Origin of the sequence: Pseudomonas sp. NFACC16-2 (assembly GCF_900119205.1) — a bacterium.
In the GTDB taxonomy this organism is placed as follows: domain Bacteria; phylum Pseudomonadota; class Gammaproteobacteria; order Pseudomonadales; family Pseudomonadaceae; genus Aquipseudomonas; species Aquipseudomonas fluorescens_Q.
On record NZ_FPIX01000026.1, the window covers coordinates 50287 to 67371 of the forward strand.

Here is a 17085-nt window from a genome sequence, read left to right on the forward strand (position 1 = left end):
GTTATTTTAGGGTTGAGCACCTGGACCAGCGTTGATAGGACTGGTGCATTCCAGCGAGAGTCACGCGCAGCTGATCGGTGCGCTGCACATTTGGATCATTAACTTGTCAGTTACGGTCATTGAGCGCCCGCATCCGGACTCTTACGCTGTGGGTCATGACAGACGCAAGCCGCAGAGTTTGCGCTTTTCCCCGTGATCGCCCGTTGTGGAGTTACCGATGACCGCCTCTCATTACCCGCATCTGCTGGCCCCGCTGGACCTGGGTTTCACCACGTTGCGCAACCGTACCCTGATGGGGTCGATGCACACCGGCCTGGAAGAGAAACCCGGCGGCTTCGAACGCATGGCGGCGTATTTTGCCGAGCGCGCCCGGGGCGGTGTGGGCCTGATGGTCACCGGTGGGATCGGGCCGAATGACGAGGGCGGCGTGTACTCCGGGGCGGCCAAGCTGACTACCGAAGAAGAAGCGCTCAAGCACCAGATCGTGACCCGGGCCGTACACGAGGCCGGTGGCAAGATCTGCATGCAGATTCTCCATGCCGGGCGCTACGCCTACAGCCCCAAGCAGGTCGCACCGAGCGCGATCCAGGCACCGATCAACCCGTTCAAGCCCAAGGAGCTGGACGAGGAGGGTATCGAGAAGCAGATCAGCGATTTCGTCACCTGTTCGGTACTGGCCCAGAAGGCCGAATACGACGGTGTCGAGATCATGGGTTCGGAAGGTTATTTCATTAACCAGTTCCTGGCGGCCCACACCAACCACCGTACCGACCGTTGGGGCGGCAGCTATGAAAACCGCATGCGCCTGCCGGTGGAAATCGTGCGTCGGGTGCGTGAGGCAGTAGGCCCGAACTTCATCATCATCTTTCGCCTGTCGATGCTCGATCTGGTGGAAGGTGGCAGTTCGTGGGACGAGATCGTCCAGTTGGCCAAGGCCATCGAGCAGGCCGGCGCAACGATCATCAACACCGGTATCGGTTGGCACGAAGCGCGGATTCCCACCATCGCCACCAAGGTTCCACGGGCGGCGTTCAGCAAGGTCACGGCCAAGCTGCGTGGTTCGGTAAGCATCCCGCTGATCACTACCAACCGCATCAACACTCCGGAAGTGGCCGAGCAGATCCTCGCTGAAGGCGATGCCGATATGGTCTCCATGGCCCGGCCGTTCCTGGCCGATCCGGAGTTCGTCAACAAGGCCGCTGCCGGTCGCAGCGATGAAATCAATACCTGCATCGGCTGCAACCAGGCGTGCCTGGATCACACCTTTGGCGGCAAGCTCACCACTTGCCTGGTCAACCCCCGGGCTTGCCATGAAACCGAGCTGAACTACCTGCCGGTGACTCAGGTGAAGAAAATCGCCGTGGTCGGTGCCGGCCCCGCCGGGTTGTCCGCGGCCACGGTGGCGGCCGAACGTGGGCACCAGGTGACGCTGTTCGATTCGGCCAGTGAAATTGGCGGGCAGTTCAACATTGCCAAGCGCGTGCCGGGCAAGGAAGAGTTCTTCGAAACCCTGCGCTACTTCAAACGCAAATTGCAGACCAGCCATGTCGAGCTGTGCCTCGATACCCGGGTGGATGTGGCGCAATTGGTGGCCGGCGGCTACGACGAGATCATCCTCGCCACCGGCATCGCGCCGCGCGTGCCGGCGATTCCCGGGGTGGAGCATGCCAAGGTGTTGAGCTACCTGGACGTGATCCTCGAGCGCAAGCCGGTGGGCCGCAGCGTCGCGGTGATCGGTGCCGGCGGTATTGGCTTCGACGTGTCGGAGTTCCTGGTTCACCAGGGCGTCGCCACCAGCCAGGACCGTGAGGCGTTCTGGAAGGAGTGGGGCATCGACACCCACCTCGAGGCCCGCGGCGGCGTGGCCGGGATCAAGGCTGAACCCCATGCACCGGCGCGCCAGGTGTTCCTGCTGCAACGCAAGACCTCGAAGGTCGGTGACGGCCTGGGCAAGACCACCGGCTGGATTCACCGCACGGGCCTGAAGAACAAGCAGGTGCAGATGCTCAACAGCGTCGAGTACCTGAAGATCGACGACGACGGCCTGCACATTCGCATCGGCGAAACCGGCGAGCCGCAAGTGCTGGCCGTGGATAACGTCGTGATCTGCGCCGGCCAGGATCCGCTGCGTGAGTTGCAGGAGGGCCTGGAAGCGGCGGGGCAGACCGTCCACCTCATTGGCGGCGCCGACGTGGCGGCGGAACTGGACGCCAAGCGGGCGATCAACCAGGGTTCGCGGTTGGCGGCGCAGTTGTAAGGTTCAATCCCAGGAAAACCCTTGTGTGCGAGCTTGCTCGCGATTGCGGTGAGTCAGTTGCATGGATGTTGGCTGATCTGCCGCTATCGCGAGCAAGCTCGCTCCCACAGTGGGGAGGGGTGAACCTGAAGTCCCCCGCCAGCTGTTAAGATACCGGCCCGTTTCCACCCGATCTGTCGCCATGTTGCTTCCCGCCCTCGACTGGCATCCCCAACCCCGACTCGAACCCCTTCACCTGGACTGGCTCGCCCGTGCCGGTGTCGAAGTGGCGGTGTTGCGCCTGGACCGGATCGATCCACTAATCAGCGGCAACAAGTGGTTCAAGTTGGTCCATCACTTGCGCGCCGCCCATGAGGCCGGCGCCGAGGGGGTCATGAGCCTGGGCGGGGCGTATTCCAACCATTTGCATGCGTTGGCGGCGGCCGGCAGGCGCTTCGGCTTTCCCACGGCCGGGCTATTGCGCGGTCACCCCCGGGACACGCCGACGGTGCGCGACCTGAAAGCGTTTGGCATGGACTTGCACTGGTTGGGGTATGGCGGATACCGGGAGCGGCACGCAGCGGATTTCTGGGAACCGTGGCAGATCCGCTATCCACATTTGCATCCGGTACCCGAGGGCGGTTCGGGATTGCCTGGGGCGCAAGGCTGCATGACGTGGGTGGCCAGTGTCCGTGAACAATTGGCGGCGCTGGGATGGGCGGATTATCACGGCTGGTGGTTGGCTTGCGGTACTGGAACATCGCTGGCCGGACTGGTGCTGGCCGAAGCGGGACAGCGCCCGGTCTATGGCGTGCTGGCGGTGCCCCAGGACCATGGCGTGGTGCAGCAAGTCGAACGCATCGTGGGGGAGGCGGGCCTTTGCAGCCCACCTTATGAATTGTTCGACGGCAGCCGTGGCGGGTTCGCCCGGGTCGATACCGAACTCACCGAGTTCATCGAAAACACGACGGCCATCGAACTGGAGCCGTTGTACACCGGCAAAGCCTTGATGTTGCTCAAGACGCAAGTCGAGGCCGGACGGTTTGCCCCGGATACCCGTCTGGTCTTCGTCCACACCGGCGGTTTGCAAGGCCGCCGGGGGTTCGAGTAACGGCGCTCAGCCGCGTTTGGGCATCATCCGCAGCAACGTGTTGTCCCGTACCACATAGTGGTGATACAGCCCCGCCAAGGCATGCAGGCCAATCAGCCAATAGCCGATGGTGCCGCCCAGCACGTGCCAGCCTTCCAGTTGCTTGGCGAAATCCTTGTCTTGATTGATGAGCAAGGGCAGATCGAAACCGTAGAACATCACCTGATGCCCTTCGGCGCTGGTGATCAGCCAGCCCAGCAGCGGCATGGCGATCATGAACAGGTACAGCGCCCAATGCATCAGGCGAGCGAGAACGGTTTGCCATGCAGGCGATGCCGGGAAAATCGCCGGAGCCTTCCCCATGCTGCGGGCGAACAGGCGTAGCCAGACCAGCAGGAACACCGTCAGGCCGAGCATGAAGTGCGCTTCCTTGATCAGGGTCCGGCCGCCACTGCCCTTGGGGAAAATCCCGCGGAACTCGATGCAGGCATAAACCACGGCCAGCAGAACCAGCATCAGCCAATGCAAGGTGACCGTGACGGTACTGTAGCGGCTTTCTGAGTTTTTCCAGGGCATTGCAGGTCTCTCCAACGATCAGGGTAGAGCGCCGTCTAGAGCGGCGTTATCCGTTTACTGTAAGCCCGTTTCGCTGGGTTTGCATGAGCTAGATCAGTTTTGCCGGCATGAAGACACAGGGTTGAGTCAGGGAGTCAAGTCCGGCGGATTCAGCAGCCAGTCCAACAGCAGCCCCGCATCATGGTCCCCACGGGGTGATTTCGGCAGCGTGGCGGTATGTGCGCCGGTATCGACAGCCCCAGGGCACAGCACCGGTCGATCAGGGTCGCCATCGAGAAAACTCACCAGCACTTCGCTGCCGGCCATCAGGCTGGGGCTGCCATCCAGCGTCAGCCGCGACACGGGTAGCGTAATGCCGTCCTGGTCCGGCGCCCATAGGCTGACACGCACCTGGCCACGTTCATCGGGGCTGGCCGGCTGGCCGGTGCTGCCGAGTACATGGGCCAGGTGGTATCCGGGGACGGGGGGCTTGGGGTGCTTGAGGGCTGGCCTGAATGTGGTGGACCAGGGAATGGCGGTGAACCGGTTGCGGTAGTCACGGGCCGACGGTGCGGCGGGCAGGTCCGGCTCCAGGATCGAGAACTGCCGTCCGCGATGCTGGACCTCGGTGATCAACCATTGATCGTTGAAGGTGGAAACCGGGTGTTCGCAGACCTGCACGATGTCGCCGCCGTGCAGGGCCGGTTGGGTACTGTGGCCATGGATTTCCCGTTGCCGGCAGCGCAGCCGTTCAAGGTGGCGGCGACCGGCCTGGTAACGGTGAGCCAAGGCCGGGTTGCCGCGCATGGCTTCGTGATCGAGCCGCTCAAGGGGTTGATTCGCCGCCGAGTCCTCGGCTTCGGGCGGGGCCCGGTCACTGAACCCGACGGGCCGTCCAGGTGTCATCGGATGGTGACGCAAATACAAGCGTTTGATGGCCGGCAGCAGGCTCTCGTTCGGGCGCAGGGGCAGCTCGATGGGGCGCGCGGAAAAGCTCTTCGGGTCTTCGGCAAACACCAGGACATGGCCCTGGAGAGCGTGTTCGAAGTGGTAATGAATGCCTTCTTCCTCACACAGTCGTTGCAGGAGGGTCAGGTCGCTTTCGTCGTACTGGATGCAAAACGGGCGACACGGATACAGCCCATGGGGCAGTTCGAAACGGTAGCTGTCGACGGGTAGCGCGTGTTCTTCCAGCAGGCGTTGCAGCAGCTGCACCACGCTGAGCCGATGGAAAACCCGGCGCTGTGGGCCTTGCTCCAGTTGCTGGAGGTAGGGAACCAACGTCACACGATAGCCGATACGCCGCGGCGCCAGGGCTCTGAGGCTAACGCTGTGGACAATCCCATGGACGCCTGATTCGCCTTCCAGGCGCAGGAAGGCCGGATGCCCCAAGAGCAGCTCGGGATCTATCGGCGGGGCCAGGCCGATCAGTTCGAGGTCAAAACGGTATGGCTGGTTGAGGGCTTCGCGGCCATTGAACCGCAAGACTTGCAGTTGCAAGCCGCTTTGCGTGAGCGTCAGGCTGAAGGGACTTTCCGTGTCGTTGCGCATCGCAGCTCCTACTGGCAGGGAGAGAGGCGCAGAGGGTACGAAACCGCAGGGGAAAACGGTGCTTGTGAGTCGCTATTTCAGAAACGCCCTACAACACGCTGTGAAAATGTCGATCCGGCAGGCTGAATTTTTTGGTCGATCAGCCGGTTTAGGCCGTATAAACTTGCGCCACAGCGCCGGCCGGCAGATGTCTCGGCGCGTCAGACAAGAGAGTGAGTAATGGGCGCACAGTGGAAGGTTAAACACAAAGAAGCGGCTGCCAACGCCAAGGGCAAGATCTTCGGCAAACTGGTGAAGGAAATCACCATTGCCGCGCGCAACGGCGCTGATACCGCGACCAACGCGCACTTGCGACTGGTGGTCGAACAGGCGAAGAAGGCCTCGATGCCCCGCGAGACCCTGGAACGTGCGATCAAGAAAGGTTCTGGCCAGCTCGGTGAAACCGTGCAATACCACCGCGTCACCTACGAAGGGTTTGCGCCGCACCAGGTGCCCCTGATCGTTGAATGCGTGACCGATAACATCAACCGCACTGTTGCCGAAATTCGCGTCGCGTTCCGCAAGGGCCAGTTGGGCGCCTCGGGTTCGGTGGCGTGGGACTTCAACCATGTCGGCATGATCGAAGCCGCGCCGGACAGCCCGGACGCCGATCCGGAAATGGCCGCTATCGAGGCCGGTGCCCAGGATTTCGAACCGGGCGAAGAAGGCGCGACGTTGTTCCTCACCGATCCTGCCGACCTCGATGCCGTACAGAAGGCCTTGCCGGAGCAGGGTTTCACCGTGTTGTCGGCCAAGCTGGGCTACCAGCCGAAGAACCCGGTCAGTGGCCTGACCGACGAGCAGATGGCTGAAGTCGAAGCCTTCCTAGAAGGTCTCGACAACCACGATGACGTGCAGGACATGTTTGTCGGGTTGGCGGGGTAACCCTTCACCCTGCTTGGGACCAGGGACAGGATGGACATGTGGCGAGGGGATTTATCCCCGCTGGGCCGCGAAGCGGCCCTGAAACCAGGTAACTTGGGTATGGCTGGCTGACTCGGCAGAGTTTTGGGGGCTGCTGCGCAGCCCAGCGGGGATAAATCCCCTCGCCACAAAGGTTCGGGCGATCAACCGATGACGTCGATTGAATCAGTGGATTAGAAACTGGACAACAGCTGCCTGATCTCATCGAACCCCGGCCGCGCCAACACCTCTGGCTGACAGCAACGCACCTGCAGATCCTGTAACGCTGCCAGTTCCTCAGCACTGAGCGTCGGTTCGATCCGCGCCAGCAATTCCCCCAGCAAAATCCCGAAGGCCCGCACCTCGATGCGTTGCAGCGCGCGAGTTTGCAGGTTGTCTGTGGTGGCGTGGAACGACGCCGCGCCAAAGTCCCCCAGCAGGCAATCGCCCTGTTCATCGCACAGGATATTGTGCCCGTACAGATCCCCATGGGTGATGCCTTGGCGGTGCAGGTGCGCTGCCACCGAGGCGATGCCGTGGGCGATGCGCAAGGCCACCGGTGCGCTCAGGCGCAGTTCATCGGCATACACGTCGCGGCTGCATGACGCCAGGCTCGGCAGCCCGGCGAGGTTGCGGTAGCTGGGCTCGATCAGCGCCATCACCAGCCCGGCCTGTTGCTCGGGATGCCCGGCAACCTGACCCAGCACCTCAATCAGGTTCGAGTGGCGACCGGCCGTGATGCAGGCATGCATCTCATGCAGGGGCGAGCCGTCGCTGGTCATCTGGCCTTTGTATAACTTCACTGCGACCTTTCGTGCCGCCTGGCCGGGCGTCTGCCAGAGCGCCTGATGAATCACCCCCGACGCGCCTTCGCCCAGTTGTCGTTGCAGTTCCAGATGCGACCATTCGATAGGCGTCGTGGTATTCAGGGCCGTCGCTTGCGCCTGGGTTTCCAGTGGGTTGCCGGCGTAGGCCACCCAACTGAGGCTTGGCAACGTGAGCAGCCATTGCGGCAGTTCGGTCAGTTGGTTGGCGGCGATGCGCAGCAGTTCGAGGCGATGACACTGGCCCAGGCTCGCCGGCAACTGCTGCAAACGGTTGCCGGCCAGCATCAGTTTTTGCAGATAGGGGCGTTGGCCCAGTTCATCCGGCAAATGGCTGACGCAGTTGTCGGTCAGGATCAACCAGCGCAGCAGTGGCGGCAGTGCGGCGCCCGTGACGCGGTTGATGCGATTGGCCTTGAAACCGACCATGGTCAGCGCGCTGCAACGGCCCAGGCATTCGGGCAGTTCAGTGAAGCGGTTGTCGGAACAGAACAGTACGCGCAGGCGAGTCAGCCGATGCAGGTCGTCGGGCAGCGTGTCCAACTGATTGCCGCTGAGGTTGAGGATCTCGAGGGAATCGGCCAGGTCGAAGATTTCCCGGGGAAACTCCGTCAAGCCGCAGGCCAGGTCCAGCCGGGTAATGCCGCAGAGCTGGCCGGCGCGTAGTTGGGCGAGGGTGTGCATGGAAGGGATCGCTGTTGATCAAGGGTGGGCACAAGAACCTGTGGCGAGTGAGCAAGCTCCCTCGCCACAGGTCATCTTCAGGCACTAAGCCCGAGATGGCCGCATGATAACTGCAAAATTCGCGCTAGCGCTCGATGCTGCGGTTCCAGCGGGCGTTCCAGGCCGGGCGTTGCTCGTTGACCTGGTCCCAATCCACAGCAATCGCCGCTTCCAGATATTGCCGATCCTCGACCGTGATGGCCGAGCCGTGGCCGCTTTGAGCGTGGCAACGGTGAGCGACCGCCTGGGGCCCGATCGCCTGCCGACGGTGGTGGACATGCTCAAGCGCGAGGCGGCCCTGATCGGACCGCGGATCAACCCGTTCGACCCGTTGTTGCGCAGGCCTTCGCAGGTGTTTGGGCTGGGCTGACCACTGCCTCAAGCCCACCGCTGGTCCCCTTGTGGAAGCGAGCTTGCTCGCGAAGGCGGTCGTTCAATGAGCAATGAGGTTGACTGACACACCGCTATCGCGAGCAAGCTCGCCACAGGGATCTGCGCGGATCAGAAGTCCAATGTCTGCTTGAGTCTTTGCACCGTCGGCGCATCACTGGGGATGACCATCGCATAGTTGTAGCCCGGCCCGGACCAGTACTCGGCTTGCAACTCGCCCTCGCGACGACTGCCCCGCGGCAGGAGGAAGTTTTTCGGGCCGGGTGGGCGCACGTAGAAGCTGATTTTCTGACCGCTCGGGTCCTGATAGACCACCATCGCCGCCGCGCCTTGTTCGGTGCTGAGCAAGCGTCCGCTGACCGGCTTGAAGCCTGCACCCGACAGGTCTGGCAGCCGGTCAGCCTGGGTGAAGTAACGGTCGAGCCAGCCTTGCATGCTCTGCTCGTCGCCGGTCTGGTAATCGGCCGGAAGGATGCCCTGCTGGGCAATCAACCGGTACGCCTGTAGGGCGTCAGCCATGGGGGCTGCGGCGCTGAGTAGGGTCATTTGTCGCGCCTGCCAGCCGCTGACCCCGCCTACGCTGACGGCCAGCAGCAACACCGCGACGCTGGCCAGGTGGCGGCGGGAGCGATGTTTCAGGTGCTGGCGAATCATGGCCGGGTCGAGATCCGGATTGGGCGGCTGTTGCAAGGCGCCGCTCAGGGCCGTGCGCAGGTGCTGCGCGTCCTGTTGCCAGGCGCGGACCCGGGCGGCGACTTCCGGCTGGTTGGCCAGGTAAGCCTGCACCAGTCGCTGGTCGGCTTCGCTCAGTTGGCGATCGACGTAGGCGTGCAGGTCGCTGTCGCTGGGGGGCATGCTGATCATTTGAGTATCCGCAGGGTAGGGCGGGTGACCTCGCCGTCGCTGAGTTGGCGCAGGGCCTGGCGAGCGCGGGACAAGCGGGACATTACCGTGCCGGTCGGCACGCCGAGGATGTTGGCGATTTGCTGGTAACTCAAGCCTTCCACCGATACCCAGAGCAACAGCGCGCGCTGTTCCGTCGTGAGCTGATCGAAGGCCTGCAAAGACGATTGCGCGATCACGCTGCGCTCGGCCGAAGGGTGGGCATCGTCGCGGCCGGTGAAAAACTCCAGCATGCGCGCATACCGTCGCGAGCGGCGATGGCTGTCGAGAAACTGCCGATACAGAATCGAAAACAGCCAGGCCCGCAGATCGCCGTCCGGACGCTTGTCGTTCCATTTGGACAATGCCCGTTCCAGGCACATCTGCACCAGGTCGTCGGCGTTGCTCGGGTTACGCGTCAGCGACACGGCAAAACGCCGTAGCCTGGGGATGAGCTCGCGCAACTGTTCGTCGAATGCGTTCATAGGGGGGGGCTTCTGTGGGCAGTCATTGCGCCGGGACTGGAAAGACGACCCGCGAACGAGATTATTCCAGTGCAGGAAAAATAAATACGAGGCGTGGGAATAAACCTGCCGGGCCTTCGTCTGACGGGTCCTTTCCAACAAATGGCCTCGAGGCCTGGAGATTTCTCATGGTTGATCCTTCATCCTCGTCGAGCCGGCCACCCTTGAGTGCCGCTGGCCTGACATTGCGCCTGAGCGGCATCGCCGTGATTGTTGCCGCGTTGGCCGGGGCGTTTGCCTACGTCAATGGCAGCCTCGACCCACAACGCCTGACACCACAGGCATTGGTCAATGTGCTGGAAAAAAACAACGGCGTTCACCCGGGCTTTCGACGCAACCACTCGAAAGGGGTCTGCGTCGCGGGTTACTTCCAAAGCTCGGGCGAGGCCAGCGCCTATTCCAGCGCCCAGGTGTTCTCGCTGCCGCAAACGCCAGTGGTTGGGCGTTTCGCCTTGCCCAGCGGCAATCCCTATGCACCGGACGGCAGCGTGCCGATTCGCAGCCTGGCACTGCGCTTTACCCAGGCCAACGGCCAGCAATGGCGCACCGGCATGAACAGCATGCCGGTGTTTCCGGTGGGTACGCCGCAAGCCTTCTACCAACTCCAGCAAGCCCAGTCGCCGGACCCTGCCACAGGAAAGCCGAATCCTGCGGCCGTACCGGCGTTCTTTGCCGCACACCCCGAAGCGGCGCCGTTCCTGCAATGGATCAAGACCGCCAAGCCGTCAGCCAGCTATGCCACTGAAACCTACAACGGCATCAACGCGTTCTATCTGATCAACCCCGCCGGGCAGCGCCAAGCGGTGCGCTGGGGCATGGTGCCGATGAGCCAGGACGCCGCGGATGCGGCGCTACCCGAGGGGGGCGACTTCCTCGAGCAAGACCTGGTGAAGCGTCTCGCCGCCGGGCCGTTGCGCTGGCAGTTGAACATCACCCTGGCCAATCCGGGTGACCCGGTGAACGATGCCAGCAAGGCCTGGCCCGCTGACCGCAAGGTACTCAATGCCGGCACGTTGGTGCTGGAGCGCACCCAGGCGCAGGACAACGGCGAATGCCGCGACATCAACTATGACCCGCTGATCCTGCCCCAAGGGATCGAAGGTTCCGAAGACCCGCTATTGGTCGCGCGCTCCGCCGCCTATGCCAGTTCCTATTTGCGACGTACCAGCGAAGTGAGCCAATTGCCCGCCAAACAGGAGTCCCGTCCATGAGCGCCCCTCGTCACTTTGCACCGCTGGCCCGGCTGCTGCACTGGCTGATGGCCGTGATGGTCATCGCCATGCTGTTCATCGGCGCGGGCATGGTCGCCTCGGTGTCCGAACGCCATGAATGGCTGCTGCAGTTGCACAAACCATTGGGTATCGCGATTTTGCTGTTGGTGATCGTGCGCCTGGTGGTGCGTTTTACTACCCGCCAACCGCCGCTGCCGGCGGATCTGCCGGCCTGGCAAGTGCTGGCGGCAAACGCCTCGCATGTGCTGTTGTACGCCCTGATGCTGGTCTTGCCGTTGTTGGGCTGGGGCATGATTTCGGCGGCGGGGGACCCGGTGATGCTCGGCGACTCGTTGCAACTGCCTTCGATTCTGCCGGCCCACGCGCAGACGTTCGCACTGCTGCGCAAGGCCCACGGGTACCTGGCTTACCTGTTGTTCGTGACGGTGCTGGTGCATCTGGCGGCGGCGTTGTTTCACGCTTGGGTGCGCCGGGATGAGGTGTTGGACAGTATGTTGCGCGGCAAGGGTTGATGGATTGTGGCCAGGGAGCAAGCTCCCTGGCCACAGGGGATTGATCAGGTCATCGGATCAGCGCAATTCGTCGACCATGGCCTCGATGGTGCTCAACACATCCTTGCCCAACTGCATCGAGCGTTTGCCGGACCAGCCGGTGATCGGGTTCGGGTGATCGTTGTGGTCCTTGAACGGCATCTCCAGGGTCAGGGACAGACAGTCATATTTCTGGCCGACCGCGTTACAGGCCAGGGTCATGTTGGCCTGGCCCGGTTCGTCGCGGGTGTAGCCGTGAGTGGTCTGGAAGTCTTTGGTCTGATGCTTGAGATGGCTGCGAAAGCGCTCTTCAAGTTCGGCAATGCGTGGCGTGTAGCCCGGGTTGCCTTCGCAACCGGCGGTGAAGACGTGGGGAATTTCCTCATCGCCGTGAGCATCGAGGAACAGATCGACGCCGTACTTTTCCATTTGTTGCTGGACGAAAAAGACCTCGGGGCTGATTTCCGGACTGGCGTTCTGCCAGGCGCGGTTGAGGTCCTGGCCCATGGCGTTGGTCCGCAGATGCCCATGGAATGCGCCGTCCGGATTCATGTTCGGCACCAGGTACAGATCGGCTTTGGCGAGCAACTGGTTCAGTTGCGCATCGTCATGCTGCTGGAGGCGTTCGATCACGCCCTCCATGAACCACTCGGCCATGTGCTCGCCGGGATGTTGCTGGGCGATGATCCAGACTTTGCGCCGGCCTTCGGCACCGCTGCCTTTGCGCAGCAGCTGGATGTCCCGGCCTTCCACGCTTTTACCGACGGCCAATAGTTCGGTGCCAGCCTTGTGCTGCGCTTGCTCGATCAGCCAATCATGTCGGCCGCGACTGTAGGGTTCGAAGTAGGCGAACCAGGCGTTGGTCTGTTCGGTCTCCAGATAAAAGCGCAGGGCGTCGCCTTCAAATTGGGTCGGAATGCGGAACCAGTTGACGTGATCGTAGGAGGCAACGGCCTGGTAGCCCGTCCAGGCCTTGTTGTAAGACGATTGACTGGCGTTGAGCAGCCGAAAGGAATATTCCTGGCCGACGTGCAGGCCGCTGGCCTTGAAGTGGAACCATTGGAAATGGGCGCTGCGGGTGTCGGGCCTGATCTTGAGCAACGATTGCAACGGGTTGCTGATGTCGACGACCTCGATGTTGCCGCTGTCGAAATTGGCGCTGATATCAAAGGAAGATTTAGCCACGGTCACGATTCCTGGAGAGGATTTTCATGGCCATTACTGTACACGCAAGACGGGGGAACCGAGACGATTTACGTCACGTAAACGAGGGGGCGTCCTCCCTGGACGCCGAGCCAGCTTAGAGAGTCTGCAATTGATTCTCAAGCGCTGGTTGTCGATAGTTTCCGCCTGTGTGGCGGGGCTGCTCTTGCAAACGGGTATTCATTTGCTATCATCGCCGCCATCGAATTGGCAGCACCCAAAAGACTTCATTAGCCTGAAGCCATAAGCCGAAAAATCGGCAAAAAAAAGACCCGGCAAAAAGCCGGGTCAAAAACCGTGATTAGCCTGATGAGGAGATATTCCAGAAGTCCGACCTAAGGTCTTCTGGTCTATCGACCGATCTCGCGACCAGCTGATGCAATAATAATCATTATCATTTGCAAGTCAAATGATTTTATTGCGTCGATGGAAAATTTTTCTCGTCGTCCGCGTTCGCGGCGACATTCCCGAGTGTTACCCCTAGCGAGTCGGGTAGCCGTCCAGGGATCGGTCAAGCATCACCTTGACCAGATCAATCATGTGCACCACCGAAAATGCCAGGTCACGGTTCGAACCGTTCAACTGGTTGGCGGACTCGTGGGCGGTTGCCGCTGCACAGCGCAGCAGGTCGCATGCGTGAACAAGGGCTTCTTCTGCGCTGACGCTGTGATTGACCTCGAAGAAGCGATGTTCTGCCTGTGCCTGCGAAACACCTGGTTTCAAGTAGTAATCGAGGGCGCGCTTAGCCGCCGGGCAATCCTGCAAGGAAGGGAACGTGCTGTCGAAAGGGCTGCCGGGTTGGTTTTTGTTGGGTGTATCCATGGTGATGAAAATCTCCGTGTGGGGGGGCTGAACTCCTGAATCCAGAATAGTACTTATCGTAATTGTGACCATAATTTAAATACTACAATTTGTGTTTTGAATGGCCGGAGTCATCCACGTATCGTGCCGCACATGGATAAATGGATAGAGTTGGTCAAGGCCAAGATGAAGGAGCTGCGCATCACGCAAGTGGTGCTCGCAGAACGGTTGGGAATGTCCCAGGGCGGCGTCGGCCATTGGCTGACCAGGCGCCGGCAACCCAGTGTCGAAGACATGAACCGGGTCCTGCGGGAGCTGGGGCTGGAGTTTCTGGAAGTGGCGATGGTGATTCGCGAGCCGGACACTTCCACGGACGAAGGCATGGCCCTGGCGCAGAAGTACAACCCGTACTTCCGCTACCCGGTCAGTGAATGGCACGAGGTTGGCGAGGTTCGCGAAGGCGATCCTGGCGCCTACAGCCAGGCGCGCTACGAGCTGACGGACTACCACGCCCTGGGGGCCGCGTTCTGGCTGGTGGTGGTGGGCGACGCGATGACCGCACCCAGCGGCTTGAGCATTCCCGAGGGCATGTCGATCCTGGTGGATCCGGCCATCGAGGCGGTGCCAGGCAAACTGGTGGTTGCCTGCTTGCCCGGCAGCAGTGACGCGACCTTTCGCAAATTGATCGAAGAGAGCGGGCAGCGTTACCTGGTTCCGCTCAATCCGACTTACCCGAAAAACCTGTACACCGAGCAATGTCGCCTCATCGGTGTGGTAGTGCAGGCCACCATCAGGTTCTGACTGGATCGGCCCTGGGAGCGGGCCGATGCCTATTCTTCGAACGCCACCAGGGCGCTGCCTTCGCTGACCATTTCACCTTCCTGGCAATACAGCGCCTTGATCACCCCGGCCTTGGGCGCACGAATGCTGTGCTCCATTTTCATGGCCTCCAGGACCACCAGTTGAGCTCCGGCTTCCACCGGCTGACCGACATTCACCAATACCCGGACGATGCTGCCGTTCATGGGCGCGGCCAGGCCGCCCTGATGGCTGTGGCTGGCTTCTGCCGCGGCCAATGGGTCGTACAGATCGATCCGATGCAGGTCACCCGCCCATTGCAAATACAGGCTGTCGCCCTGGCGAATGGCCCGATGGCTGCGGCGCACACCGTGGTGCTCGATCGTCAGTCGCTCACCCTTGAGTTCCGCGCAATGGGCTGTGACGTCCAGCGTCAGCGCACGATCCTGGCCTTCACAGCTCAGGTGCAAGGTGGTTTCCCTCGGCAACCCCAGGCGCATCCCGGTGGTGCTGGCCCACGGTGAGCCGGCGTCATCGCCGCGTACGTGCGGTGCCAGGCTCAAGGCGACCCCCTGGGCGGCGGCGAACCAGAACGCGTCATCCAATTCGCCGGGCTCTGGCAGTAATTGCGCCTGGTAACGTGGGATAAATCCGGTGTCCAGTTCTGCCGCCGCGAAGGCGGGATGGGCGACGATTCGGCGCAGGAACCCGACGTTGGTTTTCAGCCCGCCAATGGCAAATTCGTCGAGCATGCTCAACAGCCGCAAGCGCGCCTGTTCGCGATCCTCACCCCAGGCAATCAGCTTGCCGAGCATCGGGTCGTAGAACGGCGAGATTTCATCACCTTCTTCAACCCCGTTGTCGACCCGCCGCCCCGGCCCCTCGACCGACTCGCGATACAACGCCAGGCGGCCGGTGGCCGGCAGGAAATCGTTGACCGGGTCTTCGGCATACAGCCGCACTTCGATGGCGTGACCGAGCAGCGGCACTTGCGCTTGAGTGATCGGCAAGGGTTCGCCTTGGGCAACGCGGATCTGCCAGGCCACCAGGTCCAGTCCGGTGATCGCTTCGGTGACCGGATGCTCGACCTGCAAGCGGGTATTCATTTCCATGAAGAAAAACTCGCCCCGCGCATCCAGCAGGAACTCCACCGTGCCGGCCCCGACGTAACCAATCGCCTGGGCTGCGCGCACGGCGGCTTCACCCATGGCCTGGCGCAATTGCGGGGTCAGGCCGGGGGCGGGGGCTTCTTCCACCACTTTCTGGTGGCGGCGCTGGATCGAGCAATCGCGTTCGTTGAGGTACAGGCAGTTGCCGTGTTGGTCGGCAAATACCTGGATTTCCACGTGGCGTGGCTTGAGCAGGTATTTTTCCACCAGCATCCGTGAGTCGCCGAACGAGGACTGCGCTTCACGCTGGGCCGAGGCCAGGGCTTCGGCCAGTTGGCTGACGTCCTCGACGACTTTCATGCCCTTGCCGCCACCGCCGGCCGTGGCCTTGAGCAATACCGGGTAGCCGATGCGCTCGGCGGCGTCGCGAAAGGTCTCCAGGTCCTGGGCTTCGCCGTGATAACCGGGCACCAGGGGTACGCCGGCGGTTTCCATCAAGGCCTTGGCCGCCGATTTGCTGCCCATGGCATCGATGGCCGAGGCCGGTGGGCCGAGGAAGATCAGCCCGGCGTTTTCAATCGCCCGGGCGAATCCGGCGTTCTCGGACAGAAAGCCATAGCCGGGGTGGATGGCCTGGGCGCCGCTGGCTTTCGCTGCGGCGATCAGCTTGTCGATTTGCAAGTAGCTGTCGGCGGCCTTGCTGCCGCCCAGGTCGACGCGGATATCGGCTTCACGGCTGTGGCGGGCGTCGCGGTCGGTGGCGCTGTGGACGGCGACGGTGGTCAGGCCCATGGCTTTGGCGGTGCGCATCACGCGGCAGGCGATTTCGCCGCGGTTGGCCACCAGCAACGTGGTGAGGGCAGGGGCGCTCATCGACGCGGCTCCTTGTTATTCGATTCGGCTTGCCAGTTCGGCGCACGCTTTTGCAGGAACGCCCGCAGGCCTTCCTGGCCCTCCGGGCTGACGCGGATGCGGGCGATGGCATTTTCGGTGTAGCGGCGCAGCGCCGGGGTCAGGGCGCCGTTGCCGACTTCACGCAGCAGTTCCTTGCTGGCGCGCATGGCCGCCGGGCTGTTGAGCAACAGGTTGTCGATCCACTGTTCGACCTGCTGGTCCAGGACCTCGGCCGGGTAACTTTCCGACAGCAAACCGATTTCTTTCGCACGTTGCCCGTCGAAGCGCTCCGCCGTCAGGGCATAACGACGCGCGGCACGCTCGCCGATGGCTTGCACCACGAACGGGCTGATCACCGCTGGCGCCAGGCCAATGCGCACTTCCGACAGGCAGAACTGTGCTTCATCGGCGCCAATGGCCATGTCACAAGCGCTGATAAGCCCCAGTGCGCCACCGAACGCGGCGCCCTGGATGACGGCCAGGGTAGGAATTTTCAGCTTGGCGAGGTTGTACATCAGCTCCGCCAGTTCCCGGGCGTCATCAAGGTTGGTGTGGTAGTCGAGTTCGGCCGATTGTTGCATCCAGGCCAGGTCGGCGCCGGCGCTGAAATGCTTGCCGCGGCCGCGGATCAGCAGGAAGCGCAAGTTTGGATCGCTGCTGACGTGGTCCAGGGCCAGGATCAGTTCGCGGATCATTTCGGCGTTGAACGCGTTGTTTTTCGACTCGCGGCTGAGCCACAGGGTGGCAACGCCCCGTGGGTCGGTGTGCAGTTCGAGGGTGTTGAAGTTATCCATGGACTTT

Annotated in this window: 15 protein-coding genes and 1 pseudogene; 7 read left to right on the forward strand and 9 right to left on the reverse strand. The window is 62.2% G+C overall.

Features of this window, described 5'->3' with window-relative positions; all coding sequences use genetic code 11:
• The first annotated feature begins 217 nt into the window (after nt 1-217).
• A complete protein-coding gene (locus BT116_RS20045; RefSeq protein WP_072346597.1) occupies nt 218-2257 on the forward strand; it encodes an oxidoreductase in 2040 nt (679 codons plus the stop codon).
• Nucleotides 2258-2438: 181 nt separating this feature from the next.
• The gene (locus BT116_RS20050) at nt 2439-3347 is read left to right on the forward strand and encodes a 1-aminocyclopropane-1-carboxylate deaminase/D-cysteine desulfhydrase (RefSeq protein ID WP_072346599.1); all 909 of its coding nucleotides are present in this window, start codon (nt 2439-2441) and stop codon (nt 3345-3347) included.
• Between the two features lie 6 nt (nt 3348-3353).
• Here the strand turns inward: BT116_RS20050 and BT116_RS20055 are convergent, their stop codons facing one another.
• Both BT116_RS20055 and BT116_RS20060 read right to left on the reverse strand, forming a co-directional pair.
• Nucleotides 3354-3902 carry a cytochrome b gene (locus BT116_RS20055; RefSeq protein ID WP_063322121.1) on the reverse strand — a complete coding sequence of 183 codons (549 nt, stop codon included), beginning with the start codon at nt 3900-3902 and terminating at the stop codon, nt 3354-3356.
• A gap of 126 nt (nt 3903-4028) precedes the next feature.
• Complete coding sequence (locus BT116_RS20060; protein ID WP_072346601.1) at nt 4029-5432, reverse strand: type VI secretion system Vgr family protein; 1404 nt, start codon at nt 5430-5432, stop codon at nt 4029-4031.
• A 219-nt stretch (nt 5433-5651) separates the two neighbouring features.
• Between BT116_RS20060 and BT116_RS20065 the strand changes: the two genes are divergently transcribed.
• On the forward strand, nt 5652-6356 hold the full coding sequence (locus tag BT116_RS20065) for a YebC/PmpR family DNA-binding transcriptional regulator (RefSeq protein WP_003199952.1): 705 nt from the start codon (nt 5652-5654) through the stop codon (nt 6354-6356).
• Between the two features lie 212 nt (nt 6357-6568).
• On the opposite strand, the gene BT116_RS20070 is transcribed toward BT116_RS20065, so the two are convergent.
• On the reverse strand, nt 6569-7882 hold the full coding sequence (locus BT116_RS20070) for a leucine-rich repeat-containing protein kinase family protein (RefSeq protein WP_072346603.1): 1314 nt from the start codon (nt 7880-7882) through the stop codon (nt 6569-6571).
• A gap of 217 nt (nt 7883-8099) precedes the next feature.
• Between BT116_RS20070 and BT116_RS20075 the strand changes: the two are divergent.
• Nucleotides 8100-8291 (forward strand): annotated as a pseudogene (locus BT116_RS20075) (IclR family transcriptional regulator); the annotation flags it as partial.
• 131 nt (nt 8292-8422) lie between these two features.
• Here the strand turns inward: BT116_RS20075 and BT116_RS20080 are convergent.
• Nucleotides 8423-9175 (reverse strand): anti-sigma factor family protein, encoded by a 753-nt coding sequence (locus tag BT116_RS20080; RefSeq protein ID WP_072346605.1) that lies wholly within the window; start codon nt 9173-9175, stop codon nt 8423-8425.
• Nucleotides 9172-9678 carry a sigma-70 family RNA polymerase sigma factor gene (locus BT116_RS20085; protein WP_072346608.1) on the reverse strand — a complete coding sequence of 169 codons (507 nt, stop codon included), beginning with the start codon at nt 9676-9678 and terminating at the stop codon, nt 9172-9174. The genes BT116_RS20080 and BT116_RS20085 overlap by 4 nt, the downstream gene beginning before the upstream one ends.
• 167 nt (nt 9679-9845) lie before the next feature.
• Between BT116_RS20085 and BT116_RS20090 the strand changes: the two genes are divergently transcribed.
• Together BT116_RS20090 and BT116_RS20095 are read left to right on the forward strand one after the other, a co-directional pair.
• Nucleotides 9846-10928: a catalase family peroxidase gene (locus BT116_RS20090; RefSeq protein WP_072346611.1), complete on the forward strand. Its 1083-nt coding sequence runs from the start codon at nt 9846-9848 to the stop codon at nt 10926-10928.
• Complete coding sequence (locus BT116_RS20095) at nt 10925-11461, forward strand: cytochrome b (protein ID WP_072346613.1); 537 nt, start codon at nt 10925-10927, stop codon at nt 11459-11461. Before BT116_RS20090 ends, BT116_RS20095 begins: the two co-directional genes overlap by 4 nt.
• Before the next feature lie 57 nt (nt 11462-11518).
• On the opposite strand, the gene BT116_RS20100 is transcribed toward BT116_RS20095, so the two are convergent.
• Both BT116_RS20100 and BT116_RS20105 read right to left on the reverse strand, forming a co-directional pair.
• The gene (locus BT116_RS20100; protein ID WP_072346615.1) at nt 11519-12670 is read right to left on the reverse strand and encodes a M14 family metallopeptidase; all 1152 of its coding nucleotides are present in this window, start codon (nt 12668-12670) and stop codon (nt 11519-11521) included.
• Between the two features lie 492 nt (nt 12671-13162).
• The gene (locus BT116_RS20105; RefSeq protein ID WP_072346617.1) at nt 13163-13504 is read right to left on the reverse strand and encodes a DUF6124 family protein; all 342 of its coding nucleotides are present in this window, start codon (nt 13502-13504) and stop codon (nt 13163-13165) included.
• A 132-nt stretch (nt 13505-13636) separates the two neighbouring features.
• Here BT116_RS20105 and BT116_RS20110 point away from each other — a divergent pair, with 132 nt between their 5' ends.
• Nucleotides 13637-14284 carry a LexA family protein gene (locus BT116_RS20110; protein ID WP_046064773.1) on the forward strand — a complete coding sequence of 216 codons (648 nt, stop codon included), beginning with the start codon at nt 13637-13639 and terminating at the stop codon, nt 14282-14284.
• A gap of 29 nt (nt 14285-14313) precedes the next feature.
• Here BT116_RS20110 and BT116_RS20115 read toward each other — a convergent pair whose 3' ends face one another.
• Both BT116_RS20115 and BT116_RS20120 read right to left on the reverse strand, forming a co-directional pair.
• Entirely contained in the window at nt 14314-16263 is a 1950-nt protein-coding gene (locus BT116_RS20115; protein ID WP_072346620.1) for an acetyl/propionyl/methylcrotonyl-CoA carboxylase subunit alpha, read from the reverse strand.
• Nucleotides 16260-17078, reverse strand: coding sequence for a gamma-carboxygeranoyl-CoA hydratase (locus BT116_RS20120; protein ID WP_072346622.1), 819 nt, complete (start codon nt 17076-17078; stop codon nt 16260-16262). Before BT116_RS20120 ends, BT116_RS20115 begins: the two co-directional genes overlap by 4 nt.
• Between the last annotated feature and the right edge of the window lie 7 nt (nt 17079-17085).

Excerpts from the sequence above, each read along its gene's own strand:
- BT116_RS20045 (WP_072346597.1), top strand. The coding sequence starts at position 218 with ATGACCGCCTCTCATTACCCGCATCTGCTGGCCCCGCTGGACCTGGGT.
- BT116_RS20050 (WP_072346599.1), top strand. The coding sequence starts at position 2,439 with ATGTTGCTTCCCGCCCTCGACTGGCATCCCCAACCCCGACTCGAACCC.
- BT116_RS20055 (WP_063322121.1), bottom strand. The coding sequence starts at position 3,902 with ATGCCCTGGAAAAACTCAGAAAGCCGCTACAGTACCGTCACGGTCACC.
- BT116_RS20060 (WP_072346601.1), bottom strand. The coding sequence starts at position 5,432 with ATGCGCAACGACACGGAAAGTCCCTTCAGCCTGACGCTCACGCAAAGC.
- BT116_RS20065 (WP_003199952.1), top strand. The coding sequence starts at position 5,652 with ATGGGCGCACAGTGGAAGGTTAAACACAAAGAAGCGGCTGCCAACGCC.
- BT116_RS20070 (WP_072346603.1), bottom strand. The coding sequence starts at position 7,882 with ATGCACACCCTCGCCCAACTACGCGCCGGCCAGCTCTGCGGCATTACC.
- BT116_RS20080 (WP_072346605.1), bottom strand. The coding sequence starts at position 9,175 with ATGATCAGCATGCCCCCCAGCGACAGCGACCTGCACGCCTACGTCGAT.
- BT116_RS20085 (WP_072346608.1), bottom strand. The coding sequence starts at position 9,678 with ATGAACGCATTCGACGAACAGTTGCGCGAGCTCATCCCCAGGCTACGG.
- BT116_RS20090 (WP_072346611.1), top strand. The coding sequence starts at position 9,846 with ATGGTTGATCCTTCATCCTCGTCGAGCCGGCCACCCTTGAGTGCCGCT.
- BT116_RS20095 (WP_072346613.1), top strand. The coding sequence starts at position 10,925 with ATGAGCGCCCCTCGTCACTTTGCACCGCTGGCCCGGCTGCTGCACTGG.
- BT116_RS20105 (WP_072346617.1), bottom strand. The coding sequence starts at position 13,504 with ATGGATACACCCAACAAAAACCAACCCGGCAGCCCTTTCGACAGCACG.
- BT116_RS20110 (WP_046064773.1), top strand. The coding sequence starts at position 13,637 with ATGGATAAATGGATAGAGTTGGTCAAGGCCAAGATGAAGGAGCTGCGC.
- BT116_RS20115 (WP_072346620.1), bottom strand. The coding sequence starts at position 16,263 with ATGAGCGCCCCTGCCCTCACCACGTTGCTGGTGGCCAACCGCGGCGAA.
- BT116_RS20120 (WP_072346622.1), bottom strand. The coding sequence starts at position 17,078 with ATGGATAACTTCAACACCCTCGAACTGCACACCGACCCACGGGGCGTT.